The sequence below is a fragment of the Pantoea sp. 22096 genome (assembly GCF_052045955.1).
In the GTDB taxonomy this organism is placed as follows: domain Bacteria; phylum Pseudomonadota; class Gammaproteobacteria; order Enterobacterales; family Enterobacteriaceae; genus Pantoea; species Pantoea alfalfae.
Map to the genome: position 1 here is coordinate 147,832 of NZ_JBQEPW010000006.1, position 24,537 is coordinate 172,368.

The 24,537-nt window shown below is 54.3% G+C and carries 23 protein-coding genes; 13 read left to right on the top strand and 10 right to left on the bottom strand.

Annotated elements, in window-relative coordinates:
• Positions 1–87: 87 nt before the first annotated feature.
• The 3 genes from proP (at position 88) to ACTJKZ_RS17980 (ending at position 3,770) form a co-directional block, all read left to right on the top strand.
• Positions 88–1,593: a glycine betaine/L-proline transporter ProP gene (gene proP / locus ACTJKZ_RS17970; RefSeq protein ID WP_161734137.1), complete on the top strand. Its 1,506-nt coding sequence runs from the start codon at positions 88–90 to the stop codon at positions 1,591–1,593.
• A gap of 127 nt (positions 1,594–1,720) precedes the next feature.
• Positions 1,721–2,698, top strand: coding sequence for a porphobilinogen synthase (gene hemB / locus ACTJKZ_RS17975; protein WP_033734324.1), 978 nt, complete (start codon positions 1,721–1,723; stop codon positions 2,696–2,698).
• 103 nt (positions 2,699–2,801) lie between these two features.
• Positions 2,802–3,770, top strand: coding sequence for a sensor domain-containing diguanylate cyclase (locus tag ACTJKZ_RS17980; RefSeq protein ID WP_222924879.1), 969 nt, complete (start codon positions 2,802–2,804; stop codon positions 3,768–3,770).
• A gap of 26 nt (positions 3,771–3,796) precedes the next feature.
• Here ACTJKZ_RS17980 and ACTJKZ_RS17985 read toward each other — a convergent pair whose 3' ends face one another.
• The gene (locus tag ACTJKZ_RS17985; RefSeq protein ID WP_222924878.1) at positions 3,797–4,819 is read right to left on the bottom strand and encodes an alpha/beta fold hydrolase; all 1,023 of its coding nucleotides are present in this window, start codon (positions 4,817–4,819) and stop codon (positions 3,797–3,799) included.
• 347 nt (positions 4,820–5,166) lie between these two features.
• Here ACTJKZ_RS17985 and ACTJKZ_RS17990 point away from each other — a divergent pair, with 347 nt between their 5' ends.
• Positions 5,167–5,667 (top strand): helix-turn-helix domain-containing protein, encoded by a 501-nt coding sequence (locus tag ACTJKZ_RS17990; RefSeq protein ID WP_013359375.1) that lies wholly within the window; start codon positions 5,167–5,169, stop codon positions 5,665–5,667.
• Here ACTJKZ_RS17990 and ACTJKZ_RS17995 read toward each other — a convergent pair whose 3' ends face one another.
• A complete protein-coding gene (locus ACTJKZ_RS17995) occupies positions 5,668–6,327 on the bottom strand; it encodes an epoxyqueuosine reductase QueH (RefSeq protein ID WP_150011223.1) in 660 nt (219 codons plus the stop codon).
• A 270-nt stretch (positions 6,328–6,597) separates the two neighbouring features.
• Here ACTJKZ_RS17995 and ACTJKZ_RS18000 point away from each other — a divergent pair, with 270 nt between their 5' ends.
• Positions 6,598–7,986 carry a sugar porter family MFS transporter gene (locus tag ACTJKZ_RS18000; RefSeq protein WP_440829901.1) on the top strand — a complete coding sequence of 463 codons (1,389 nt, stop codon included), beginning with the start codon at positions 6,598–6,600 and terminating at the stop codon, positions 7,984–7,986.
• Between the two features lie 15 nt (positions 7,987–8,001).
• Here ACTJKZ_RS18000 and ACTJKZ_RS18005 read toward each other — a convergent pair whose 3' ends face one another.
• On the bottom strand, positions 8,002–8,679 hold the full coding sequence (locus ACTJKZ_RS18005; RefSeq protein WP_222924877.1) for an SDR family oxidoreductase: 678 nt from the start codon (positions 8,677–8,679) through the stop codon (positions 8,002–8,004).
• Between the two features lie 227 nt (positions 8,680–8,906).
• On the opposite strand from ACTJKZ_RS18005, the gene ACTJKZ_RS18010 reads away from it, so the two are divergent.
• Positions 8,907–9,926, top strand: a complete 1,020-nt coding sequence (locus ACTJKZ_RS18010) for a LacI family DNA-binding transcriptional regulator (RefSeq protein ID WP_161734127.1) — start codon at positions 8,907–8,909, stop codon at positions 9,924–9,926.
• Between the two features lie 343 nt (positions 9,927–10,269).
• Positions 10,270–11,352, top strand: a complete 1,083-nt coding sequence (locus ACTJKZ_RS18015; protein ID WP_253420353.1) for a type I restriction endonuclease — start codon at positions 10,270–10,272, stop codon at positions 11,350–11,352.
• A gap of 32 nt (positions 11,353–11,384) precedes the next feature.
• Here ACTJKZ_RS18015 and ACTJKZ_RS18020 read toward each other — a convergent pair whose 3' ends face one another.
• Together ACTJKZ_RS18020 and ACTJKZ_RS18025 are read right to left on the bottom strand one after the other, a co-directional pair.
• Positions 11,385–12,212 carry a hypothetical protein gene (locus ACTJKZ_RS18020; protein WP_253420356.1) on the bottom strand — a complete coding sequence of 276 codons (828 nt, stop codon included), beginning with the start codon at positions 12,210–12,212 and terminating at the stop codon, positions 11,385–11,387.
• A 1-nt stretch (position 12,213) separates the two neighbouring features.
• Positions 12,214–12,411, bottom strand: coding sequence for an anti-sigma-F factor Fin family protein (locus ACTJKZ_RS18025; protein ID WP_161734151.1), 198 nt, complete (start codon positions 12,409–12,411; stop codon positions 12,214–12,216).
• Positions 12,412–12,703: 292 nt separating this feature from the next.
• Here ACTJKZ_RS18025 and ACTJKZ_RS18030 point away from each other — a divergent pair, with 292 nt between their 5' ends.
• Positions 12,704–13,690, top strand: a complete 987-nt coding sequence (locus ACTJKZ_RS18030; RefSeq protein ID WP_260059433.1) for an aldo/keto reductase — start codon at positions 12,704–12,706, stop codon at positions 13,688–13,690.
• Between the two features lie 7 nt (positions 13,691–13,697).
• On the opposite strand, the gene ACTJKZ_RS18035 is transcribed toward ACTJKZ_RS18030, so the two are convergent.
• Complete coding sequence (locus tag ACTJKZ_RS18035; RefSeq protein ID WP_440829902.1) at positions 13,698–14,882, bottom strand: NAD(P)/FAD-dependent oxidoreductase; 1,185 nt, start codon at positions 14,880–14,882, stop codon at positions 13,698–13,700.
• 243 nt (positions 14,883–15,125) lie between these two features.
• Here ACTJKZ_RS18035 and pitA point away from each other — a divergent pair, with 243 nt between their 5' ends.
• The gene (pitA, locus tag ACTJKZ_RS18040; RefSeq protein WP_150011381.1) at positions 15,126–16,628 is read left to right on the top strand and encodes an inorganic phosphate transporter PitA; all 1,503 of its coding nucleotides are present in this window, start codon (positions 15,126–15,128) and stop codon (positions 16,626–16,628) included.
• Positions 16,629–16,664: 36 nt separating this feature from the next.
• On the opposite strand, the gene uspB is transcribed toward pitA, so the two are convergent.
• Positions 16,665–17,000, bottom strand: coding sequence for a universal stress protein UspB (gene uspB, locus ACTJKZ_RS18045; protein WP_150011237.1), 336 nt, complete (start codon positions 16,998–17,000; stop codon positions 16,665–16,667).
• Positions 17,001–17,415: 415 nt separating this feature from the next.
• On the opposite strand from uspB, the gene uspA reads away from it, so the two are divergent.
• Positions 17,416–17,853: a universal stress protein UspA gene (gene uspA / locus ACTJKZ_RS18050; RefSeq protein WP_161734119.1), complete on the top strand. Its 438-nt coding sequence runs from the start codon at positions 17,416–17,418 to the stop codon at positions 17,851–17,853.
• A gap of 440 nt (positions 17,854–18,293) precedes the next feature.
• Positions 18,294–18,536, top strand: coding sequence for a hypothetical protein (locus tag ACTJKZ_RS18055; RefSeq protein WP_253420362.1), 243 nt, complete (start codon positions 18,294–18,296; stop codon positions 18,534–18,536).
• 190 nt (positions 18,537–18,726) lie between these two features.
• On the opposite strand, the gene rsmJ is transcribed toward ACTJKZ_RS18055, so the two are convergent.
• Both rsmJ and prlC read right to left on the bottom strand, forming a co-directional pair.
• Positions 18,727–19,485: a 16S rRNA (guanine(1516)-N(2))-methyltransferase RsmJ gene (rsmJ, locus tag ACTJKZ_RS18060; protein ID WP_222924873.1), complete on the bottom strand. Its 759-nt coding sequence runs from the start codon at positions 19,483–19,485 to the stop codon at positions 18,727–18,729.
• Positions 19,486–19,493: 8 nt separating this feature from the next.
• The gene (gene prlC, locus ACTJKZ_RS18065) at positions 19,494–21,536 is read right to left on the bottom strand and encodes an oligopeptidase A (RefSeq protein ID WP_161734112.1); all 2,043 of its coding nucleotides are present in this window, start codon (positions 21,534–21,536) and stop codon (positions 19,494–19,496) included.
• A 407-nt stretch (positions 21,537–21,943) separates the two neighbouring features.
• On the opposite strand from prlC, the gene ACTJKZ_RS18070 reads away from it, so the two are divergent.
• Positions 21,944–22,786, top strand: coding sequence for a 23S rRNA (adenine(2030)-N(6))-methyltransferase RlmJ (locus tag ACTJKZ_RS18070; protein WP_161734110.1), 843 nt, complete (start codon positions 21,944–21,946; stop codon positions 22,784–22,786).
• A gap of 7 nt (positions 22,787–22,793) precedes the next feature.
• Positions 22,794–23,612 (top strand): CPBP family intramembrane glutamic endopeptidase, encoded by an 819-nt coding sequence (locus ACTJKZ_RS18075; RefSeq protein WP_161734108.1) that lies wholly within the window; start codon positions 22,794–22,796, stop codon positions 23,610–23,612.
• Here ACTJKZ_RS18075 and rnz read toward each other — a convergent pair.
• Complete coding sequence (gene rnz / locus ACTJKZ_RS18080; protein ID WP_161734106.1) at positions 23,609–24,520, bottom strand: ribonuclease Z; 912 nt, start codon at positions 24,518–24,520, stop codon at positions 23,609–23,611. The genes ACTJKZ_RS18075 and rnz overlap by 4 nt on opposite strands.
• Positions 24,521–24,537: the final 17 nt, after the last annotated feature.

The following is a 24,537-nucleotide window of genomic DNA, read 5'->3' on the forward strand; positions in this document are numbered from 1 at the left end:
ATGCTTAAATTTCTCAACGCAGCGGTCTGATGACTCACCGCGGCTCGCGCCGTTGAGGACTTTCGTGTTCCATTACAGGGTAATTCTATGAAATTGCGTAGGAAGCGTGTAAAACCAATTGGGATCGATGATGTGACTATCATCGATGATGCCCGTTTACGTAAAGCCATCACCGCGGCCTCTCTGGGGAACGCGATGGAGTGGTTCGACTTCGGTGTTTATGGCTTTGTGGCCTATGCACTGGGTAAAGTCTTCTTCCCGGATGCATCACCAGGCGTGCAGATGATCGCCGCGCTGGGTACCTTCTCTGTCCCCTTCCTGATCCGTCCGCTAGGTGGTCTGTTCTTCGGTATGCTGGGCGACAAATATGGTCGTCAGAAAATTCTCTCTATCACCATCATCATCATGTCGGTCAGTACGTTCTGTATCGGCCTGATACCCTCCTATGCCTCCATCGGCATCTGGGCACCGATTCTGCTGCTGTTAGCCAAGATGGCACAGGGCTTCTCGGTAGGCGGTGAATATACCGGTGCGTCTATCTTTGTGGCCGAATATTCGCCTGACCGTAAACGCGGCTTTATGGGAAGCTGGCTCGACTTCGGTTCGATTGCGGGCTTTGTGCTCGGCGCGGGCCTGGTCGTGCTGATTTCCTCTATTATCGGGGAAGAGCGCTTCCTTGAGTGGGGCTGGCGTCTGCCGTTCTTCGTCGCGCTGCCGCTGGGCATCATCGGTCTTTACCTGCGCCATGCGCTGGAAGAGACCCCGGCATTCCAGCAGCATGTGGACAAACTGGAACAGGGCGACCGTGAAGGCCTGCAGGATGGTCCGCAGGTTTCATTTAAAGAGATTGCGACCAAACACTGGCGCAGCCTGCTCTCCTGTATCGGTCTGGTTATCGCCACGAACGTCACCTACTACATGTTGCTGACGTACATGCCGAGCTACCTGTCGCACAACCTGCATTACAGCGAAGATCACGGCGTGATGATTATCATCGCCATCATGATTGGTATGCTGTTTGTTCAGCCGATGATCGGCATGATGAGTGACCGTTTCGGCCGCCGTCCGTTTATCATCATCGGCAGTATCGCCCTGCTGGTCTTCGCGATTCCCGCCTTCATGATGATCAACAGTGGCGTGCTGGGCCTGATTTTTGGTGGTCTGCTGCTGATGGCGGTGATCCTCAACGCCTTTACCGGTGTGATGGCCTCGTCACTGCCTGCGATGTTCCCGACGCACATCCGCTACAGTGCGCTGGCGAGTGCGTTTAACATCTCGGTACTGGTTGCCGGTCTGACGCCAACGCTGGCGGCCTGGCTGGTAGAAACCACCAACAACCTCTACATGCCAGCCTACTATCTGATGGTGGTCGCGGTGATTGGTCTGATTACCGGTCTGTTCATGAAAGAGACGGCGAACAAGCCACTGAAAGGTGCCACGCCGGCCGCCTCAGACATGGAAGAAGCGCGCGAAATCCTGCAGGAGCATCACGATAACATCGAGCACAAAATCGAAGATATCGACGAAGAGATTGCCCGCCTGGAAGCGAAACGTAAAAACCTGGTGCAGCAGCATCCGGATATCAACGAGTAATCGTTCTGCTCTCCCGCCGCCCGGCGGGAGAGTTCTTTTCCCCTCTTATTACCGCACACAAACCTTCATGCCTCGCAGACAAAGAGAGTAAACTGTAGCCACTTTTTTCACCTGCTTAAGAATGAAAATGTCTGATTATTCCCTTATCCAGCGCCCAAGACGATTGCGCGCCAGCGCTTCAATGCGTGAAATGTTCCAGGAGTCTTCTCTGAGCCTGAACGATCTGGCTCTGCCTATCTTTGTTGAAGAAGAAGTCGACGATTACAAAGCGATTCAGGCGATGCCTGGCGTGATGCGTATTCCGGAAAAACGTCTCGCCTATGAGATTGAGCGCATCGCCAAAGCGGGCATTCGCTCGGTGATGACCTTTGGTATTTCGCACCATACCGACGCGACCGGCAGCGATGCCTGGAACGAAAACGGTCTGGTGGCACGCATGTCCCGCATCTGCAAAGACACCGTGCCGGAAATGATTGTGATGTCTGACACCTGCTTCTGCGAATACACCAGCCACGGTCACTGTGGCGTGCTCTGCGATCATGGTGTCGATAACGATGCAACCCTGGCAAATCTGGGTAAACAGGCGGTGGTTGCCGCCGCAGCCGGTGCGGATTTCATTGCGCCGTCAGCGGCGATGGATGGTCAGGTTGAGGCGATTCGCCGGGCACTGGACGCGGCGGGCTTTACCCAGACCGCCATCATGTCCTACTCCACCAAATTCGCTTCATCGTTTTACGGCCCGTTCCGTGAAGCCGCCGGAACGGCGCTGAAAGGCGACCGTAAAACCTACCAGATGAACCCGATGAACCGTCGTGAAGCGATCCGTGAATCGTTGCTTGATGCGGCTCAGGGCGCGGATTCATTGATGGTGAAGCCGGCAGGTGCCTATCTGGATATCCTGCGCGACATTCGTGAACGTACCGAACTGCCGCTGGCGGCGTATCAGGTGAGTGGCGAATACGCGATGATCAAATTTGCCGCGCAGGCCGGTGCTATTGATGAGCGCAATGTGGTGCTGGAAAGCCTCGGTGCGATTAAACGCGCCGGTGCGGACCTGATTTTCAGCTATTTCGCCCTTGATCTCGCAGAACAAAAAGTGCTCTGATCCCCTCCTCATAAAGAGCGTGGTTGCTATGCCACGCTCTTCTTCTTCGCCGTAAGGCAAACACCAGAACCTGGCTTCAGCTAAAACAATAAAGGTCTCTGAGATGAAAGCACCTGAAATCCCTGCCGACGAGGCACAACGTTTATCGCAGTTGCGTGCGCTGAACATAATGAACACGCCAGCGGAGGAGCGGTTTGATCGTTTAACCCGCCTGGCGCGCCGCCTGTATGACGTTCCTATCGCGTTAGTCAGCCTGCTGGAAGCTGACCATCAGTGGTTTAAATCCGCTCAGGGCTATGAACCTAAAGGATCGCCCCGCAACATCTCATTTTGCGGCCACGCCATTCTTCAGGATGAGATCATGATCGTTGAAGATGCGCAAAAAGATGCGCGTTTTTATGATAATCCGCTGGTAACCGGTGAGCCGCACATTCGCTTTTATGCCGGCTGTCCTCTGCGTGCGCCGGGCGGTGCCAAAATGGGCACGCTCTGTATTATTGGCCGTGAACCGCGCCAGTTTAATGAAGAGGATCAGGCCACGATGCGTGACCTGGCCGCGATGGCTGAAGCGGAACTGGTCGCCTTTCAGACCGCCACCTGTGATGAGCTGACCCAGATTACCAATCGCCGCGGCTTTATGACGCTGGGGCAGATGGTGCTGAATGAGTGCCGGATGAAAAACCGGCCCGCCTGCCTGACCTTTCTCGATCTCGACAAATTTAAGCAGATTAACGACTCGCTGGGCCACCGTGAAGGCGACCGCGCGCTGATGGACTTTGCCGATGCGATGAAGGTGGTGTTTAAGCACTCCGATCTGTTTGCCCGTCTGGGCGGCGATGAGTTCGTGGTGCTGTTCAACGGCCTGCAGCAGCAGCAGAGCGAAGCATTGCTCGCGCAGTTTGACCGTTATCTGCAACAGCAGTCAGTCAGTCTGAATCGTCGTTATCGTCTGCAATTCTCGTCTGGCGTGGTGGAGTTTGACGCGGCGCATCCACAGTCGCTGGAGCAGTTGCTGCACGACAGCGATGAGCAGATGTACCTCAGGAAGAAGCAGAAACGCGTAGCGGTTTGAGATCAGGTGCCGCAGCACCTGACCCTTCAGGGCCGGCCCAGATCGTTGAGCAGCGCCTGGTTAAACTTTGCCGGTTCTTCCATTTGCGGCGCGTGTCCCATACCGGGAAATTCAATTAAGCGCGCGCCCGGAATACGTTCTGCGGTCTCTTTCCCCAGCACCGCATAATTCCCCAGCCGGGCTTTCACGTCTGCAGAAGCGATATCACTGCCGATGGCTGTGGTGTCTGAGGTGCCGATCATCAGCGTGGTGGGCACGTTCAGAGCGCCAAATTCATACAATACCGGCTGCGTGAAAATCATGTCGTAGATAAGCGCGGAGTTCCACGCCACTTTCTGATGTCCCGGCCCGCTGTTGAGCCCGGCCAGCATATCGACCCACTTGTCATAGTCAGGTTTCCAGCGCCCGACATAGTAGGTCTGCTGCTCATACTTCTTAATGCCCTCCGCGCTGAGTTTCAGTTCGCGCTGATACCACTGATCCACCGAACGCCACGGTGCGCCTTTGGCTTTCCAGTCCTCCAGCCCAATCGGGTTGACCAGCACCAGCTTCTGCGTCTGTTCCGGGTACATCAGCGCATAACGCGTTGCCAGCATTCCGCCCGTGGAGTGACCGATAATCACTGCCTTCTCTACACCCAGCCGGGCGAGCAGCTGATGGGTGTTATCTGCCAGCTGCTGAAAGCTGTACTGGTAACTGGCTGGCTTGGTCGAGCTGCAGAAGCCAATCTGGTCGGGCGCGATAACGCGATATCCCTGCTGAGTCAGCGCGCGAATGGTCTCTTCCCACGTTGCGCCACAGAAGTTTTTACCGTGCATCAGCACAACGGTTTCGCCGTTGGCACGCTGCGCCGGTTTCACATCCATATAGCCCATACTCAGCGGTTGCTGCTGGGACTGAAAATCGAAATGCTGCAGAGGATAGGGGTAATGAAATCCTTCCAGCTGTTCGCCATACACACCAGCGGCACTGGCAGGTGCATGCGCAAATAAAGCCAGCGAGGTGAGCAAAGCGGCAAGCGGTTTTTTCAACACGTATGTCGGGCTCATCCAGGGTTCTCCAGGTTAAAGGTAAGTCGTAAGCCTGGCATGTCGCGGCAGAAAATCTATTGATGGTCCGTGCTATGACGTTGATGTCATCGACGCTGGCTGCGTTAGCTGCGAGGCCGAAAGCCAAATCATATGCTCGCGTTTATTGTTATTCGCCCAGGATCGAGTATCCCTCGCCTGTAATTACCAACAAACCAATTACAATTCATGCTTTTTATTAATAACTGCTGTTCATATGAATCTCTTCAGAGATAACGATTCAAATACTGAAAGAACTTTACGCAAAGAATAAGCACATTAAGATAAATAATTCATAATTCCTCTTAATTAAACAGGGGAGAACAGCCATGAAAGAAAACAGATATAACGAAAGCGTGATCGTCTCAATTACTGAGTGGATTAATAATAATCTCGACCAGCGTTTAAGCGTGGATGATATTGCAGAAAAAGCCGGGTATTCGAAATGGTATTTACAGAAACTCTTTGCCCGTTATCATAATGAAACACTGGCGCGCTATATTCGTAAGAAAAAACTTAACGCCAGTGTGAATGATTTAAAAAACAGCCGCACGCCAATCATCAGCCTGGCACTGAAATACCATTTTGAAAGCCAGCAATCTTTTACCCGCTCGTTTAAGCAGATTATGGGCTGCACGCCAAGCGCCTGCCGTAAACGTCTGATGAGTGAAGAAGCGAAGCAGCAGATGGCCGACGTTGACGACCCCTGCGCGCTGTGCAGCTACGTAAGGCCAGGAAGCATAAAGCAGAGCTGTGGCGTAACAGTCCGGCCTGTTACGCGCTCAGCGCGCGGCTATGCGCAGGCAGATGCTTTCTGCGATATCAGTTAATCAGGATTCATCCGGCTGATAATATTGCACACCAATCTTAATACGCTCACGTCCCTGGGTGACGCGATGACGATTGGTGTCGCGCAGTGAATAGACGCAGCCGCAATATTCCTGCTGATAGAAACTTTCGCGCTTACTGATTTCAATCATGCGCGCCGATCCGCCACCTTTACGCCAGTTAAAATCCCAGTACATCAGATCCGGATACGCCGCCGCTGCACGGACACCACAGCTATTAATCTGCTTCATATCTTTCCAGCGTGAAATACCCAGACAACTGGTCATTACCGGGAATCCGTTCTCATGGGCATAGAGTGCCGTGCGCTCAAAGCGCATATCGAAGCACATGGTGCAGCGTTCACCCCGTTCCGGTGACCACTCCAGCCCGCGCGCCCGCTCAAACCAGTTATCCCGGTCATAGTCAGCATCGACAAACGGCACGCCAAATTTCTCGGCAAAACGAATATTCTCCTCTTTGCGCAGCTCATACTCTTTGAGCGGATGAATATTCGGGTTGTAGAAATAGATGGTGTATTCAATGCCGGAGGCCAGCATCGCTTCCATCACTTCCCCCGAACAGGGTGCGCAGCAGGAGTGCAGTAAAACTTTTTTATGACCGCCCGGCAAGGGTAGCGGCTGACGCTGGAAAGGTTCAGACATAAGCACCTTCAATCAATAGCAGAAAGGCGGAAGTGTAATGCCGCAGGCGGTCAGTTGCAAAATCTGACCTGATGCAGGCTGCTTTGCGTATTCGTGCCCTGCTGCGGTTTCCCGTTTCTGCATCAACCTGCTGATCTCTGATGCTTTCTTTTCGCAGCCATGTTGTGCGCCCCCAGCGATAAGCTGAAGTGTGATCGGACCCACATTGATATCGACTATGTTTACATAACATTAACAATATTGACACTGAATCACTGCAAGGAGACTCGCATGGCCGCGGCTAAAAAATCAGGAAATCATCAGAACCATTTTACCTGGTTCGTCTGTTTTATGGCGGCGCTGTCCGGCCTGCTGTTTGGTCTGGATATCGGCGTCATCGCAGGGGCCTTGCCGTTCCTGGCGAAGGATTTGCAGATTACCAACCATCAGCAGGAGTGGGTGGTGAGTTCGATGATGTTTGGTGCGGCGCTGGGTGCGCTGGCGGCGGGCTGGATGTCCTCAAAGCTGGGACGTAAGAAAAGTATGCTGGCGGGCGCGACGCTGTTCGTCATTGGTTCGCTCTGGTCCGCCTTTTCACCCGATGTAGAGTCGCTGGTCTGTGCCCGTGTGATGCTGGGGCTGGCGGTAGGCATCGCCTCTTACACCGCGCCGCTCTATCTGGCGGAGATTGCGCCGGAACGTATTCGTGGCTCAATGATTTCGATGTATCAGCTGATGCTGACTACCGGCATCGTGGTCGCTTATCTCTCCGACACCGCGTTCAGCTACAGTGGCAACTGGCGCGCAATGCTCGGCGTTATCGCTATTCCGGCAGTAATCCTGTTTATCGGCGTGCTGTTTTTGCCCAACAGCCCGCGCTGGCTGGCGGCGCACGGACGTTTTAACGAGGCACAGCGCGTGCTGGATCGGCTGCGTAACAGCAGCGAACAGGCGCGGGAGGAGCTGGAAGAGATCCGTGAAAGTCTGCAGGTGAAACAGCGCGGCTGGTCGCTGTTCCGCTCTAATGGCAATTTTCGCCGCGCGGTGTGGCTGGGGATGCTGCTACAGGTGATGCAGCAGTTTACCGGGATGAATGTGGTGATGTATTACGCTCCTAAAATCTTCAATATTGCCGGTTTCTCCAGCACCAGTGAGCAGATGTGGGGCACGGTGATTGTCGGGCTGGTCAACATGCTGGCCACGCTGATTGCCATCTTTTTTGTCGATCGCTGGGGTCGCAAGCCGATGCTGACCACCAGTTTTCTGGTGATGGCGGTGGGCATGGGCGTGCTGGGCACGCTGCTGCACATCGGCGTCGAAACGGATTTCCGCAAATACTTTGCGGTCGCGATGCTGCTGATGTTTATCGTTGGTTTTGCGATGGCGGCCGGGCCGGTGATCTGGCTACTCTGTTCAGAGATTCAGCCGCTGAAAGGGCGTGACTTCGGCATTACTGCTTCCACCACCACCAACTGGGTCGGCAACATGATTGTGGGTGCGACCTTCCTGACGATGCTGGATCAGTTGGGGAACGCCAACACCTTCTGGTTCTACGGTGCACTCAATCTGGTGTTTATCGTGCTGACCATGATGCTGGTACCTGAGACCAAACATGTGACGCTGGAGCATATTGAACGCAACCTGATGAAGGGTAAGGCACTGCGGGACATCGGGGCGTAACCGCCCCGTTTCAGCTTACCACTGCAGCTGCTGGCCGGCGTAATCGACGTAGTGATGGCCCCCGCGTCCGCCCCACTGGGTTAACTGCCGAACGATACCGGCCGCACTCTCTTCTGCCGTCAGCGGCGCACTCTCGCCGCCCATATCTGTTTTTACCCAGCCGGGATGCAGCGTCAGCAGCGTCCCGTTCTGTGCTTCAACTGCGGGGGTCAGCGTGCGGCTCAGCATATTCAGTGCAGCTTTGCTGGCCGAGTAAATCGGCATCTGCGCGTCCGGATTTTCATTCAGGCTGCCGAGCTGGGATGAGGTCAGCGCCAGTACGCCCTCCGGCTTCAGCAGCGGCAGCAGAATCTCTGCGCTGCGAACCGGTGCTATCGCATTAGTCAGGAACAGCTGCGCCAGCTCCTGATCGTTACTCTGCGACACCTTCTGGTGCGAAGGCCCGGAAATTCCGGCATTGATCAGAATCGCATCGAACGATTTGCCACTGAGCTGGCCGGCAAGCTGTTGAACCGCCGATGCGTCGGTCATATCGAGCGCCTGCCAGTCGATACCTGGCTTGTTGCCCTGCTCCGGAACGCCGCTGCGATGGGTGGCCGTGACCTGCCAGCCCTCACCGGCAAACGCCTGCACGACCGCCAGACCGATACCGCGTGATGCACCAATAATCAGAACTTCTTTTTGCTGCGCCATATTCACTCCTCGTTAATTGTCTCGCTACAAGCTTAACGGTATTTCCGTCCGGACAGCGGCCCGCTGTGCTTTTTAACCTGACGACCGCACTGAGGGTAAAAGCTCATGGCGCAATGCCATTGATGGTTTTCCATCATTAAATCGCTTTATCTTTTACTTTTAACCGGTTAGAAGAGATAAACAGTCTGGCAGGCAGCAGCTAAGCCCCGTTTACGCGTGGAGTCTGAATGAAAAAGCTCACCTTAGAGGTGGTGGCAAAAATGGCGGGCGTCGGGATTGCGACGGTCGACCGGGTGCTGAATGAGCGCGGCGGCGTCTCGCTGGAGACCAGCCGCAAAGTCCTGAAAGCCGCGCGCGAAGCGGGACTCCGGCGTCTGCTGCCAGAGGAGTATCAGCATCCCTGGCAAATCGAAGTCTTCCTCAGCAATAACGGCTCATCCTTTTTTCAGCAGCTCACCACCTGTTTCAGCGAGATCGCCAGTCAGCTTGGCTATCGCCGCCTGAAGCTGCACAAAACGCTGGTGGCCGAAGCGCAGCCTGAGCAGCTGGCGCAAAGCATTATCGCCTGCAGCAGTAACCGTGACGGCATCATTGTGTTTGCGCACGACTCGCCACCTGTCTATCGCGCACTGGCGCTGTGCCGCAGCCGCAATGTGCCGGTGATCACCATCGTCACCGATCTGCCCGACGCTGACCGCCTGTGTCATGTTGGCATCGACCAGTATCAGGCAGGCCGCACCGCAGGCCTGCTGATGAGTAAAACCCTGAACCAGCCCGGCGATATTCTGATGGTCAGCGGCCGCTTTGATTATCGCGCCCACCGTCAGCGTATCGCTGGCTTCCGTGAAGCCATGGAGCAGCGTGCGCCACTGCGTCATCTGCGTGAGGTGCTGTCGGGTCAGGATCAGCGGGAAACCATCCGCAGTGAGCTGGCCCGCCATCTGCGTCCGTCGCAGGCAGTTGCAGGGGTCTATAACACCGGCATGGGAAATAGTGATGTCAGCGACACCCTGCGCGCCCACCAGTTGCTGGGTAAATGCACCTACATCACCCATGAGCTTTATGATGTCACCCGCCAGCTACTGCTGAACGATGAAGTGGCCTTTACCCTGGATCAGCATGCCCAGCAGCATGCCCGTTTAGCGATTGATCTGATGCTGAGTTATCTCGAAACCGGCTATCAGCCGGATGTGTATCAGGCGGGCAAAGTGGCGTTTCGGCTGTTTACGGCGGAAAATATGGTGTGAGGTGGGCCATATTCAGGGGAGTGATGGCCTGATAAGCGATGACAGCGTTATGCGGCTAATACCTGGTGTAGCTGGTTAAAATTCAAAACCAGCCTTTTTAAAATGAATTTAATGAAAAAAAAACCTTTCCCATCGATCACGAAATAGCCAACTTCCTTTTTTTCTGATAATTTTTTCTTACTTTATCCTGAATTGAAGGAACAATTCAAAATGCTGCCTATCACATAAGCAATTGATCGGTATCATAAAGATATAAAAATGACCTTTTACATTCCGGCAACTTCATTACCTTAGCTAATGAAGTTAAAACGATGACTAAGAAGAACTAAAAACAGGGTGAGCTATGGATATTTTCAATAACCTCAATGGTCTTTCCGCTAAGATTCAGCAGCAAGCAGCAATTATTCAGACAGAAGAAGCCACTAAAAGCGCGTTTGTTATGCCCTTCATCAGTCAGATACTGGGATATGATGTATTTGACCCGACTGAAGTTATACCTGAGTTCATTTGTGATGTCGGCACTAAAAAAGGTGAGAAGATTGATTACGCCATTTCTAAAGGCGGAGAGATTCAGATTCTGATTGAATGCAAAAAGATTGGCGAACCTTTGAATGTTAAACACGCCTCGCAACTCTTCCGTTACTTCCATGTGACTAACGCGCGCATTTCCATCTTAACAAATGGCCAGCTCTATAAATTTTTCACCGATCTGGATGCACCTAACAAGATGGATGAAAAGCCATTTTTAGAACTGGATTTGCTGGATATTGATGAACACGTGGTTCCAGAGCTGGTTAAGCTCACCAAAAGTGCTTTTGATGTTGATTCGATTGTCAGTGCAGCTGGTGAACTTAAATTTATCAGTCAGATAAAGAAGATGATCTCCAGTCAGTTTAGTGAACCCGATGAGGACTTCGTTAAACTTTTTGCCTCACGTGTATATGACGGCATACTCACGCAGAAAGTCAGAGAGCAATTCTCTGTACTGACTAAAAAAGCTGCCACTCAGTGGCTAAATGATCAGGTGAATGAAAGACTCAAATCCGCGATCAGCGGTGGGGCGATGGTTTCGTCACAATCTACTCATGAGGATTCGGCAAAAAGCAGTAGTGAGAAGAGCGAGGCTGAAAGCGGCATGATTGTCACTACAGAAATGGAGATAGAAGGGTTTCACATCATAAAATCAATAATCCGAAAAGTTATTGAACCTCAGCGCATCACTTTCCGTGATACTCAAAGTTATCTTGGTATTTTAATCGATGACAACAATCGTAAGCCAATTTGCCGACTTCACTTCAATCGCAGTCAGCTGTATATCGGGATGTTTGATGGCGAGAAAAAAGAGACTCGCCATCCGATTACATCACTCAACGATATCTACAACTTTACCGATCTTTTAAGGGATGCAGCAAAGCAATATTGTTGATAGCAAGGAGCCAGGATGCTTTCCTGGCTCGATTAACCCGCAGTATGCCGGCTTTCATCATCCGGGCTGTCATCGTCATCATTCCCCTGACTCTTCTCCACTTCCTGCGGATGTCCCATCGAAAGCGCCGTGGCACTGGCCGGATCAAACAGTGACAGACTCTCAATCTGGTCCACCATGATCACTTTTCGGAACGACATCGCATCTTTGGGCTTCGAGTCGAGCGTAATCTCGTGCTCGGCGTACCATTTGCTATAGTTATGCTCTACCGCCAGCTTCAGCGTCTTACTGTCGCGATAGCCACTCAGCATCGGGATCAGCACGATGTTTTTGGTGCTTTCATATTCGAAGGTCGAGGCATGAACCATGCCGATGTAGATGCGGCGCGACTTCAGCGTAATCCACGCCAGTTCGCCCTCTTCCATGCACTGAAACAGCAGTTGCTCCACGCCATTAGAGCGTGACAGTCGCTGATAGAGGTCTTTACGACCGGAGACATTCAGTCTTGCGCTGCCTGCCCAGTTTGAGCGATAGAGACAGAGCAGAATGGCAAAGGCGAGCATGATCACCACCGGAGCCTGGATGCCCAGGAAGCTCCAGTTCATAAACTCCACCTGCCACTTCAGATGAACGCCGGGGATCATCTGGACAGCGTTGGCAATGCCGGAGATACAGAGCAGCAGTAACCAGACGATACCGGTCGCAAAGACACCCTGGAGCACAAAAATACAACCGTAAAGCGCGACCAGGAAATAGACATCCCAGCCCGACGAACGACGGATTTTAAAGCGGCTATTCAAATCACGGCTGGTGTACCAGTAACCACTGACCATCAACACCATAAATATTGCGGTACCCACCTCACACTCCCTTTAACATATTCACGTGGCGGGCGAAATCTTCCTGGACTTCCTCGCTCAGCGTGTTGACCGCGATATTGCCGTTTTCATCAATAATGATGCGCTCACCTTCTGCGATCGAGTCGTTGATATCCTGACGGGTCATGATCTGCAGGAACTTCTCGGGACTGGCGAAGACCGACTTAACAAATTTAAACATAGCGATCCCATTGTTGGCCTGAAAGTTGAAGTATGTGATGGAATCCACACTCTCGCCTGTTTAATTTCAGGTGAAATTTCTTAAAATCAATTAATTAGCGAAGCGGTATCTATCCAGCTTGAGCTGCTTTTCGCTGAAATCTTCAACGTAACCAGCAGCCTGCCGTAGCAGCATTGTATTTTTACCCGTCTGGTGTGCGACAACGTTAAAGCGCCTCTCCGTCGGAAAGCGCTAAGCTCAATGGTTAGCCCTTTTCTGTCACCCTGTCTGAAACGCATCGAGGAAGGTTTGCATGAAATTACGAAAACTGGGCCGTACCGGTCAGCGCGTCTCTGAAATTGGCTTTGGCGCATGGGCCATTGGCGGAACCTGGGGAGAAGTGAGCATAGAGGATGCCAAAGCCGCGCTGAACGCCGCGCTGGATGCGGGCATCACCTTTATTGATACCGCCGATGTCTATGGCGATGGCCGTTCCGAAAAGATTATCGCAGAGGTACTGAATCAGCGCGGCGGAGAACGCCCGTTTGTCGCCACCAAGCTGGGGCGTCGCCTTTCACCGCACGTGGCAGAAGGCTACAACGCCGAAAATCTCAACGCCTTTATCGATCGTTCACGGGAAAATCTGCAGACTGAGACGCTGGATTTGGTGCAGCTGCACTGCCCGCCGACCGAGGTCTATTACAACCCGGATGTGTTTGCGGTGATGGATGAGATGGTGGCGGCCGGTAAAATCCGTCACTACGGCGTTTCCGTTGAGAAAGTCGAAGAAGGCCTGAAGGCACTGGAATTTCCCAACGTCTCGTCGATTCAGCTGATCTACAACATTTTCCGCCAGCGTCCGGCAGAATTGTTGCTGCGTGAGGCGAAACGCCGGGATGTGGCGATTATCGCCCGCGTACCGCTGGCGTCAGGCCTGTTGACCGGCAAAATGCGTGCCGACAGCGTGTTTGCCGCTGACGACCATCGCACCTTTAACCGTAATGGTGAAGCGTTTGATAAGGGCGAGACTTTCTCCGGCGTGCCGTATGAGGTGGCGCTGGAAGCGGTTGAGGAGATTCGCCGCTTTGTGACGGGCGACACCACCATGGCGATGTTTGCGCTGCGCTGGATCCTGATGAACGAAGATGTCAGCGTGGTGATCCCTGGCGCAAAAAACCGTGAACAGGCTGAAGCCAATGCCCGCGCCAGTGATATCGATGCGCTCTCTGAGGAGACGATGGCGGCGCTGAAGCAGATCTATCAGGAGAAGATCGCGCCTCACGTGCATCAGCGCTGGTAAACGCGCGTTACAACGCCTGGGCACAGGCCCAGGCAGAACTCCACGCCCACTGGAAGTTATAGCCACCCAGCCAGCCGGTGACATCGGCTACTTCGCCAATAAAGTAAAGCCCCGGCACTGCACGCGCCTCCATCGTTTTCGAGGAGAGCTGCGTCGTATCCACGCCACCCAGCGTCACTTCGGCCGTACGATAGCCCTCTGTGCCGTTTGGCTGGATGCGCCAGGCGTGCAGCGTCTGCGCCAGTTCGGTTTGCTGTCTGCTGTTGAGCTGCTTCAGGGTGATATCCGGCACCACCTTCAGCCCCTGTAAGACTTCCACCAGACGCTTCGGCAGAATTTTCGCCAGGCTGTTCTTCAGGCTGAGATTCGGGTGTGCTTCACGCTGCGCCGTCAGAAACGCCTCAAGCGGCGTGGCGGGCGACAGATCGATAGTGACGAATTCTCCGGGTAGCCAGTAGCTGGAGATTTGCAGCACCGCCGGGCCGGAGAGGCCGCGGTGGGTAAAGAGCATCGCCTCTTTGAAGCGGGTGCCATCCTGCGCGTCAATCGTGGTTTCCAGCGCGACGCCTGACAGCGTCTGCAGCTGCTCCAGCAGCGGCTTGTGCAGGGTAAAGGGCACCAGCGCCGCGCGCGTCGGAAAGACGCTCAGGCCAAACTGCTCTGCAATTTTGTAGCCGAATGGCGAAGCGCCCAGGCCTGGCATCGACAGACCGCCGCTGGCGATGACCAGCTTCTCCGCCTGAACCGTACTGCCGTTGAGCTGCAGGGTGTAGCCGCTTTCATCGCGCGCCACGCTGAGCACTTCACTGCGCAGCCGCAGGGTGACATTGCCCTTGTCACACTCGACCAGCAGCAGATCGACAATCTGCTGAGCCGAGTCATCACAGAAGAGCTGACCCAGGGTTTTCTCATGCCAGGCAATCCCGTGACGATTGACCAGATCGATAAAATCCCACTGGGTATAACGCGCCAGCGCCGATTTACAGAAGTGAGGATTGTGCGACAGATAGGCCGCTGGTTCGGTATAGAGATTGGTGAAGTTGCAGCGGCCACCGCCAGACATCAGAATCTTGCGTCCCGGCTTTTTGCCGTTATCCAGCAGTAACACCCGGCGACCTCGCTGTCCGGCCTGGGCGGCACAGAACAGCCCGGCGGCGCCGGCACCAATGATGATAACGTCAAACTGTTCCACTGCGGTTCACTCACTTAACTGGAAAGGCGCAGATTGTAGTGATCTGCTCATCGAGACGCCAGCGTCAAAAAATTGCCGTAAATGTGTCATATTGTATCTGCTTAATATCTAACCCTTTTTAGCTGAGTTACCCTTCAGCTTTACGACGAAAGGTCAAATTAACGCTATATTTTCCTTTCCCATACAGCACGTTGTCGCGGATAATGCGCCGCGTTCATGTCCTCCAAAAATGGCGTAACGTTTATGCTACATCTGTTTGCTGGTCTAGACCTCAGTACTAGCCTGTTATTGGTTCTTGCCCTGCTGTTTGTATTGTTTTACGAAGCGATCAACGGTTTCCACGACACGGCCAACGCAGTTGCGACGGTCATCTATACGCGTGCCATGCGTGCCCAGCTTGCTGTGGTGATGGCGGGTGTATTCAACTTCCTTGGCGTGCTACTCGGTGGATTGAGTGTCGCTTACGCTATTGTTCATATGCTTCCCACCGATCTGTTGTTAAATGTTGGATCGGCTCACGGTCTCGCCATGGTGTTTTCTATGCTGCTGGCGGCGATTATCTGGAACCTCGGCACCTGGTATCTCGGTCTGCCGGCCTCCAGCTCCCATACGCTGATCGGCGCCATTATCGGTATCGGTCTGACCAACGCCCTGATGAGCGGAACCTCGGTGGTTGATGCACTCAACATCCCGAAAGTCCTGAACATCTTCCTTTCTCTGATTCTGTCGCCGATCGTTGGCCTGGTGATCGCAGGCGGCTTAATCTTCATTCTGCGTCGCTACTGGAGCAATACCAAAAAGCGTGCGCGTATTCATATGACGCCTGCTGACCGCGAGAAGATCGACGGCAAGAAAAAGCCGCCGTTCTGGACCCGTATTGCCTTGATTGTTTCGGCCATTGGCGTGAGCTATTCGCACGGCGCGAATGACGGTCAGAAAGGCATCGGCCTGATCATGCTGGTCCTGATTGGTGTGGCTCCGGCCGGTTTCGTGGTGAATATGAATGCCTCCGGTTATGACATCACGCGTACCCGCGATGCGGTCAATCACCTGGAGCAGTATTACCAGCAGCATAACGCCTCGCTGACCCACATCATCCAGATGGCACCGCCTAAGCTGCCAACGCCGGAAGAAGTGCCAGCGACCAGTCCGCAGGAGTTCCACTGTGACAGCGCGCGCGCACTGCAGGCCGTTCAGCGTGCTCAGGTGTTACTGAATAATCTGCAGAGCTACGACCAGCTGACGGTTGATCAGCGCGGTCAGATGCGTCGTCTGCTGCTGTGTATCTCAGATACCGCCGATAAAGCGGCCCGTCTGGAAGAGACCTCACCAGATGACAAGCGCTTCCTCAATAAGCTGAAAAGCGATCTGCTTGGCACCATCGAGTATGCGCCGATCTGGATTATTGTGGCCGTCGCGCTGGCGCTGGGCATTGGCACCATGATTGGCTGGCGTCGTGTTGCCACCACCATTGGTGAGAAGATTGGTAAAAAAGGCATGACCTATGCACAGGGCATGTCAGCACAGGTAACAGCAGCGCTGTCGATTGGCGTCGCCAGCTATACCGGCATGCCCGTCTCCACAACGCACATCCTCTCTTCATCGGTAGCCGGTACTATGCTGGTTGACGGTGGCGGACTGCAGAGTCGGACCATCAAGAATATCGCCATGGCGTGGATCTTCACCCTGCCGGTCTGTATTCTGCTGTCAGGTTCGCTCTACTGGATTGCCTTAAAACTGGTGTGATGCCAGCTAAAAAAGGGCGACGCAAGTCGCCCTTTTTTAATGCCAGATCGCCAGCGCCACCAGACTGATCACTACCAGTCCGCACAGCGCACTGGTCAGAAGAAACTGCCCCCGCACCCGCTCGCATCGCCGGATAAACTCATCGTCATGATGATCAAGATAGCGCTTTGCCCAGATATAGGTGACCAGCCGTACCTGCTTGCTCGGCTGACCGTGAGAGGTGAAGAATCCCGCCCCATCGACATACTGATACAGCAGCGGATCACAACCCCGTAATACCGCCAGCAGCGCACGCAGCGATGAAAAATAGCGCGCCATATTCACGATACATACCACACAAAGAGCCCAAAAAAGCGCAATAGTGCTGATCATATTCTCCCCCTCCCGGCTGGCATCGCAGCAACAGAACCAGCGTCAGACACCGTATCCGCCTGCAGAAAAAACCAGCCACTGAATCACCGGACTGCGAAAATTTTCGACCCCCTGAGCGGCTGCGAACCGGACCGCCTTTTTTCAGTGTAGGAGAGTTCTTTACATTTTTTCCAACGATGATTTTCGTTCAGCGCGAGTAAATCTGGCATAGCCTTGATCTTATTCATAAGCCAGACGGCAACAGCAGCATTTGCAGTGAGAGAAGGCTATACTCAGAACATAACAACATCATCACCTGCAACGCAGGTAGACACTTTGGTGGCGCTCATCGCCCGCTCGCGCAAAGGATTTCGCTAAGCTGTGACGCGGCAGGAACACCGGATGCCATCCTTAATCTCGTGAAAGGAGTTTTATCATGGCTTATAAACACATCCTGATTGCAGTAGACCTTTCTCCCGAAAGTCAGTTGCTGGTGGATAAGGCCGTCTCGCTGGCTCGTCCGTACGATGCCAGAATTTCCCTGATTCATGTTGATGTAAATTACTCCGACCTTTACACCGGCCTGATTGATGTCAACTTAGGGGATATGCAGAAGCGCATCTCTGAAGAAACGCATGCGGCACTGAAAGGATTATCAGATGCTGCGGGCTATCCGATCAGTGAGACGCTGAGCGGCAGTGGCGACCTCGGCCAGGTGCTGGTTGATGCGATCAAAAAATATGACGTTGATTTGGTGGTGTGTGGTCATCACCAGGATTTCTGGAGCAAGCTGATGTCTTCAGCCCGTCAGTTGATCAACACCGTGCACATCGACATGCTGATTGTGCCGCTGCGCGATGAAGATGAAGAGTAACCGCTGTTATTAAAGCCGGTGTAAGCCGGCTTTTTATCGGGATGAATATATTTACGCTTTATTCTGGCCCGCGATTTAAGTTCCTGATTCCCGGGCAACGCCATCGGAATCTATTTTTATTTATAAACCTATCCTCCAGGCTGTCTTTACACAAAACTAAATATCCGCTGCTTTATCATTTCTGATCTCTGTTTATATTACTTCCTTTTAGCGCTGTAATTACCGTCCCATACATAATTTCAAAGCCATTGTTACATTGCTCATTCATCCAGTCGCTAATGATAGAAATTTTATTGATAGCAAAGGGTAATTTATCAAAATCTTACTATAGGAAAAGGTTAATTCATCCGTTATCTTTCGCTGGCTTATCTGCTGCGCAGGCAACGGATAAAGCAGAATAATGATCCCCATTATTTAAAAAACCAATAAGGATATTAAAAATGAGAGAAATCAACCAGACAGAAATTGCTGCAGTTAGCGGCGCGGGCCTGACTGAATTTCTGGGTGAGGTTAATACCGCACTGACTGAAGTGTCCGGCTTATTTGACACCACCGTCGCATCAATCAAGGAAAGCACTGATCTGGGCCAGACTCTGGGCCTGACCTACAAGGCCATTGGCCTGAACTTCGCCAAAAGCTTCCTGAATGCATTTTCAGGCTTCCTGACTAAATTAGCCGCCTGACCGAATCAGTAGCACCGTATTAACGCGACAACGCGCATGCGGATAATTAAAGCCTGCCTGATAATAAGTTTCAGACAGGCTTTTTATTGAGCGCAATATGATAAACCGTTCGCTTTCAGAGTACATATGCGTTCATAACCGGCAGAGAAATTATCATGACCTGAAGTGACTGCTTCAGCTTGATAATTACCTAACGCGTACTGACCAGCGGCGGATAAATATCAAAGCGATGGCTTTTGGTTACCACAGCCGCCTGCGTCACGACACCCGCCAGCGGCGGTGCATAGTCTGGCCGTTTGACCACGATACGTTTCTTCGCCAGCCATCGGGCCGGTTCCAGTAGCGCATCCGCATCTTCATCCGGACCGACCAGCGACTGAAAGACCCGCATCTCTTTTTTCACCAGCGCACTTTTCTGGCGATGGGGATACATCGGGTCAAGATAGACCACATCCGGCTGCGGCGTAATCTCGCCCAGCGCCTGTGCACTGGCTGCATGAATCAGCGTCAGGCGTTCGCGCAGCCAGGGGCCAATTTCCACATCCTGATAACCGCGCTGCAGGCCATCTTCCAGCAGTGCAGCCACGACCGGATGGCGCTCCAGCATCCGCACCCGGCAGCCGAGTGCGGCCAGCACAAACGCATCACGCCCCAGTCCGGCCGTCGCATCGACCACATCCGGCAGATAGCCGCCTTTAATGCCGACCGCTTTGGCGACAGCTTCGCCACGTCCACCGCCGAAGCGACGGCGATGCGCCATTGCTCCGGTGACGAAATCAACAAAAATACCACCCAGCTTTGGCTCATCACGCTTGCGCAGCTCAAGGTGCGTCGGCGTCTGCACCAGTGCCAGCAGCGCGTCTTCGTCGTGCTCCAGCTGCCAGCGCTGCGCTAAACGTGATAAGGCGCCGTCTCCGGCGCCTGATTCATCGAGCAAACAGATTTTCACGAACCGACTTATCCCTGAATGCCGTAATGTTCCAGCATCGCATCAAGCTGCGGCTCACGGCCACGGAAGCGTTTGAACAGCTCCATCGGCTCCTCAGAACCGCCACGTGTCAGGATGTTATCCAGGAACGACTGACCGGTTTCACGGTTGAAGATGCCCTCTTCTTCAAAGCGGGAGTAAGCATCTGCCGCCAGCACATCTGCCCACAGATAACTGTAGTAACCCGCCGCATAGCCACCGGCAAAGATATGACTGAAAGCGTGTGGGAAACGGCCCCACTCCGGACTCGGAACAACCGCTACGCGGCTTTTCACTTCGCGCAGGGTTTCCAGAATCTGCGCGCCTTTCTCCGGATTAAACTCGGTATGCAGACGGAAATCGAACAGGCCGAACTCCAGCTGACGCAGGATAAACAGCGCGGCCTGGTAGTTCTTGGCGGCCAGCATTTTATCCAGCAACGCTTTCGGCAGCGGTTCACCGGTCTCAAAGTGACCCGAGATAAACGCCAGCGCATCCGGTTCCCAGCACCAGTTTTCCATGAACTGGCTTGGCAGTTCGACCGCATCCCACGGCACACCGCTGATACCGGAAACGCCAGGCGCTTCGATGCGGGTCAGCATGTGGTGCAGGCCGTGACCAAACTCATGGAACAGGGTAATCACTTCGTCATGGGTGAAGAGCGCAGGTTTGCCTTTCACCGGACGGTTAAAGTTACAGGTCAGGTAAGCAACGGGCTTCTGCAGGCTGCCATCGGCTTTACGCATCTGGCCCACGCAGTCATCCATCCAGGCACCACCACGTTTGTGCTCGCGGGCGTAGAGGTCGAGATAGAAGCTGCCGCGCAGTTCACCGGTTTCATCAAACAGATCGAAGAACTTCACGTCAGGATGATAAACCTCAACGTCGGTACGCTGCTTCGCAGTGATACCGTAAATGCGTTTCACCACTTCGAACAGACCGGCGACCGCGCGCGCTTCCGGGAAGTAAGGGCGCAACTGCTCATCGCTGATGGTGTAGAGATGCTGCTTCTGCTTTTCACCGTAATAAGTGAGATCCCAAGGATTCAGCTGCTCAACGCCATGCTCTTTCTGCGCGAAAGCGCGCAGCTGCTCCAGCTCTTTTTCACCCTGCGGACGCGCGCGTTCAGCCAGGTCATTAAGGAAGTCGATGACCTGAGAGGGGCTTTGCGCCATTTTGGTCGCCAGCGATTTATCCGCGTAGGAGTCGAAGCCCAGCAGCTGAGCCAGCTCGTGACGCAGCGCCAGTTCTTCCGCCATGATGGGGCCATTATCCCATTTACCGGCGTTCGGCCCCTGATCGGAGGCGCGTGTCGCATAGGCGCGATACATCTCTTCGCGCAGCGCCGCGTTGTCGCAGTAGGTCATGACTGGCAGGTAGCTTGGAATATCCAGCGTCAGCAGCCAGCCTTCCTGCTCTTTAGCTTCAGCCTGGGCTTTTGCCGCCGCCAGTGCGCTTTCCGGCATACCGGCCAGCTCGCTTTCATCGGTGATCAGCTTGCTCCAGCCCATAGTGGCATCGAGCACGTTGTTGCTGTAAGCCGAACCCAGCTCAGAGAGGCGCGCGGCGATTTCACCATAGCGCTGCTGTTTATCTTTTGGCAGACCAATACCGGAGAGTTCGAAATCACGCAGGGCGTTATCAACCGCTTTCTTCTGCGCCAGATCCAGTGCCGCGTATTGATCGCCCTCTTTCAGGTTGCGATACGCCTGATACAGCCCTTCATGCTGACCGACCCAGGTGCTGTATTCGGAGAGCAGCGGCAGCGTCTGTTCATAGGCTTCACGCAGCTCCGGGCTGTTTTTTACCGAATTAAGATGGCTGACCGGGGAAAATATACGGCTCAGGCGATCGTCGGTTTCCGCCAGCGGCTGAACCAGATTATCCCAGGTATAGGGCGCACCCTGCGCCACAACTTTTTCGACTTCTGCGCGGCATTGGCTCAGCACTTCCGTCACGGCAGGCACCACATGTTCAGGCTGGATGGCAGAAAAAGGGGGAAGCGTAAAAGATGTCAGTAGCGGATTGGTCATAGCGCAGTCCTTTATCGATGTATGGGGCGCAGCGGGTCGCGCAACGCAATCTAAGTAACATGCGGCTTAGTGTAGTGAAAATCAATGGGGGTCGGGATGAGGCGGGGAAGAAACACGCGAATGGCTACCCGAAAGCCCGCTGCTTTTTAAACCATGACAGCAATTATGGCGGGCGCGTCGGGCAGCTTTCTGCGTTTGCATGCGTGTAACAGGATGCCGCGCCCTGTCATCCCGATTTGTTATCACGCTTCTGGCCCATCGCCAGGCCATCCCTGATATAATCGCGGATTCTCATGCTTTTCCTGCGTCGGTTGCTGTGCGTCGTTCTGTGGGTAATACGTGAGGTAATAATTGGTATAAATTGATTTTCCATCAATTAAAACCTTATACATTCAACAGGATAAACAATGCTGAGTTATCGCCATAGCTTCCATGCGGGCAACCACGCCGACGTGCTGAAGCATACCGTTCTGAGCCTGATCATCACGGCGCTGAAAGAGAAAGAGAAACCGTTTTTCTACCTGGATACCCATGCGGGTGCAGGTCGCTACCAGTTGAGCGGCGAGCACGCCGAGCGTACCGGTGAATATCTGGAAGGCATCTCGCGTATCTGGCAACAGCCCGATGCACCGGAACTGCTGCAACCCTATTTTGACGCGATCGGTGCGCTGAATCGTGGCCCCTCGCTGCGCTACTATCCGGGTTCCCCGCTGATTGCCCGTCATCTGCTGCGTGAAGATGACCGACTGCAACTCACCGAGCTGCACTCCAGCGACTATCCGCTGCTGCGCAATGAATTCAGCAAAGATAACCGCGCGCGCGTCGACCGTGCCGACGGTTATCAGCAGTTGAAATCGAAACTGCCACCGCCGTCGCGTCGCGGTCTGGTGCTGATTGACCCGCCTTATGAGATGAAAAGCGACTACCAGGCGGTGGTGAAAGGCATTCAGGAAGGCCATAAACGGTTTGGCACCGGCGTCTTTGCGCTGTGGTATCCGGTGGTGTTGCGTCAGCAGATCAAACACATGCTGCGCGACCTGGAAGCAACCGGCATCCGCAATATCCTGCAGATCGAACTGGCCGCCCGTCCGGACAGCGATCAGCGCGGCATGACCGCCTCCGGCATGATCGTGATTAACCCGCCGTGGAAGCTGGCCCAGCAGATGAATACTCTGCTGCCATGGCTGCACAAAAAACTGGTTCCGGCTGGTACCGGTCACTTCGTGGTGAACCAGATCGTTCCTGAATAAAACGATTATGTGGATTCTGCTGGCAGGCGCACTGGGTGCGCTGCAACCCGCCCGGCGGCTGGCGCTACTGTTGTTAGCGCTCGCCGCGCTGCTGGGGTTTTATCACGACGTCCTGACGTGGCCGGTGCTGCCACTGCTGGCCGGGATTGCGGCACTGGTCGCGCTGCGCCGCTTTGACCCAATCCGTTCCCGGCAGCATATTCTGAGTGAAGCGTTGCTGGTGCTGATGTCGCTGGGATTGTTCCTCCATCTTTTTCCGGGCTTTCACAATCCCCTTGTCGTCGATGAGGTAAAGGCAGGCGCACAGAGCCTGCCATTCAGTTTCTCCTTCAACTTCGATAAAGCGCTGATCCCCTTTGTACTGCTGGCCTGCCTGCCCACGCTGTTCCGCGCCCGCGCCTGCCCGCCACGTTATCCGTGGATCGCTGCGCTGGCATTAATCGCCGCCGTGCCGCTGCTGCTGGGTAGCGCCGTGCTGCTGGGCGGCCTGGCCGTGGAGCCTCATTTTCCGCCCTGGCTGCCCGTGTTTATGCTGGCGAACCTGTTCTTTGTCTCACTGACCGAAGAGGCGCTGTTCCGCGGCTATCTGCAACAGCGGCTGAGGGATGCGCTGGGCGGGATGCCCGCGCTGGTAATCAGCGCGCTGGTGTTCGGGCTGGCGCATGCAACCGGCGGCGTGCTGCTGGTGGTTTTCGCGACGCTGGCCGGGCTGCTTTATGGTCTGGCGTGGCACTGGAGCGGCCGCTTATGGCTGGCGACCGCCCTGCACTTCGCTCTGAATATTACCCATCTGCTGCTGTTTACCTATCCGGCTCTGCATCACTAAACCGTAAATACCGCCAGGTCCGAGGCCAGCTCGGTGCAGGGGAAAATGGTCTGGCACTCCGCCAGCAGGCGGCTCATGTCCTTTGCCAGATAGCGGGAGCTGAAATGGGTGGCGATCATCCGCTTTGCCCCGGCACGCTTTGCCACCTCCGCCGCCTGCAGGGTTGTGGAGTGCCCGCGCCCGTTGGCTTTCTCCATCATCGCCGCCTCCAGCGTGGTTTCATGCACCATCAGGTCAACATCTGCCGCCAGTTGCAGCGCGACCTCCGTGGGTGCCGTATCGCCAAAGATGGCCAGCTTTTTGCCGGGTGTCGCCGGGCCAAGGTAGTCAGCCCCGTTGACCACCCGCCCATCCTCCAGCGTCACACATTCTCCCTGCTTCAGCTGCTGGAACCACGGTCCGCGGGGCACCCCTTCGGCTTTCAGCCGCCCGGCATCCAGCAGGCCGGGTTTGTCGTGCTGTTCAATGCGATAGCCATAGCACTCCACCGGATGGCTCAGCGGCCAGGCACTGATACGAAACTCACCGTCATCCAGCGTCCAGCCCGCCTCAATTTCAACGATGTTCAGCAGATAGTCGGTATAGGAGCCGCTGATCGACAGCGCCGTCTCAACAAAGGTCTTTAATCCTCTGGGCCCATAAACCGTCATCGGTGAGGTCAGTCCGGCCATAGACCGGCTGGTGAGTAAGCCCGGCAGCCCAAAAATATGATCGCCATGCAGATGGGTAATAAAAATCTTTTCCAGCTTGCCCGGTTTCAGGCTGGAGCGCATAAACTGTAACTGTGTGCCCTCGCCGCAGTCGAACAGCCAGGTTTCACCACTCAGCGCACGGGTAAAAGCAATGGAGGTCACGTTGCGTTGCAGACTGGGAGCACCGCCGCCGGTGCCAAGAAAAGTAAGGTGCATGGTATGCTTCCCTGTAA

Bases quoted from the DNA above. Each gene is read 5' to 3' on its own strand.
- ACTJKZ_RS18000 (WP_440829901.1), top strand. From the start codon at position 6,598: ATGGCCGCGGCTAAAAAATCAGGAAATCATCAGAACCATTTTACCTGG.
- ACTJKZ_RS18070 (WP_161734110.1), top strand. From the start codon at position 21,944: ATGCTGAGTTATCGCCATAGCTTCCATGCGGGCAACCACGCCGACGTG.
- ACTJKZ_RS18025 (WP_161734151.1), bottom strand. From the start codon at position 12,411: ATGTTTAAATTTGTTAAGTCGGTCTTCGCCAGTCCCGAGAAGTTCCTG.
- ACTJKZ_RS18075 (WP_161734108.1), top strand. From the start codon at position 22,794: ATGTGGATTCTGCTGGCAGGCGCACTGGGTGCGCTGCAACCCGCCCGG.
- ACTJKZ_RS18030 (WP_260059433.1), top strand. From the start codon at position 12,704: ATGAAATTACGAAAACTGGGCCGTACCGGTCAGCGCGTCTCTGAAATT.
- ACTJKZ_RS17990 (WP_013359375.1), top strand. From the start codon at position 5,167: ATGAAAGAAAACAGATATAACGAAAGCGTGATCGTCTCAATTACTGAG.
- ACTJKZ_RS17980 (WP_222924879.1), top strand. From the start codon at position 2,802: ATGAAAGCACCTGAAATCCCTGCCGACGAGGCACAACGTTTATCGCAG.
- uspA (WP_161734119.1), top strand. From the start codon at position 17,416: ATGGCTTATAAACACATCCTGATTGCAGTAGACCTTTCTCCCGAAAGT.
- hemB (WP_033734324.1), top strand. From the start codon at position 1,721: ATGTCTGATTATTCCCTTATCCAGCGCCCAAGACGATTGCGCGCCAGC.
- uspB (WP_150011237.1), bottom strand. From the start codon at position 17,000: ATGATCAGCACTATTGCGCTTTTTTGGGCTCTTTGTGTGGTATGTATC.
- ACTJKZ_RS17985 (WP_222924878.1), bottom strand. From the start codon at position 4,819: ATGAGCCCGACATACGTGTTGAAAAAACCGCTTGCCGCTTTGCTCACC.
- prlC (WP_161734112.1), bottom strand. From the start codon at position 21,536: ATGACCAATCCGCTACTGACATCTTTTACGCTTCCCCCTTTTTCTGCC.
- ACTJKZ_RS18010 (WP_161734127.1), top strand. From the start codon at position 8,907: ATGAAAAAGCTCACCTTAGAGGTGGTGGCAAAAATGGCGGGCGTCGGG.
- rnz (WP_161734106.1), bottom strand. From the start codon at position 24,520: ATGCACCTTACTTTTCTTGGCACCGGCGGCGGTGCTCCCAGTCTGCAA.
- proP (WP_161734137.1), top strand. From the start codon at position 88: ATGAAATTGCGTAGGAAGCGTGTAAAACCAATTGGGATCGATGATGTG.
- ACTJKZ_RS18015 (WP_253420353.1), top strand. From the start codon at position 10,270: ATGGATATTTTCAATAACCTCAATGGTCTTTCCGCTAAGATTCAGCAG.
- pitA (WP_150011381.1), top strand. From the start codon at position 15,126: ATGCTACATCTGTTTGCTGGTCTAGACCTCAGTACTAGCCTGTTATTG.
- ACTJKZ_RS18005 (WP_222924877.1), bottom strand. From the start codon at position 8,679: ATGGCGCAGCAAAAAGAAGTTCTGATTATTGGTGCATCACGCGGTATC.
- ACTJKZ_RS18055 (WP_253420362.1), top strand. From the start codon at position 18,294: ATGAGAGAAATCAACCAGACAGAAATTGCTGCAGTTAGCGGCGCGGGC.
- ACTJKZ_RS17995 (WP_150011223.1), bottom strand. From the start codon at position 6,327: ATGTCTGAACCTTTCCAGCGTCAGCCGCTACCCTTGCCGGGCGGTCAT.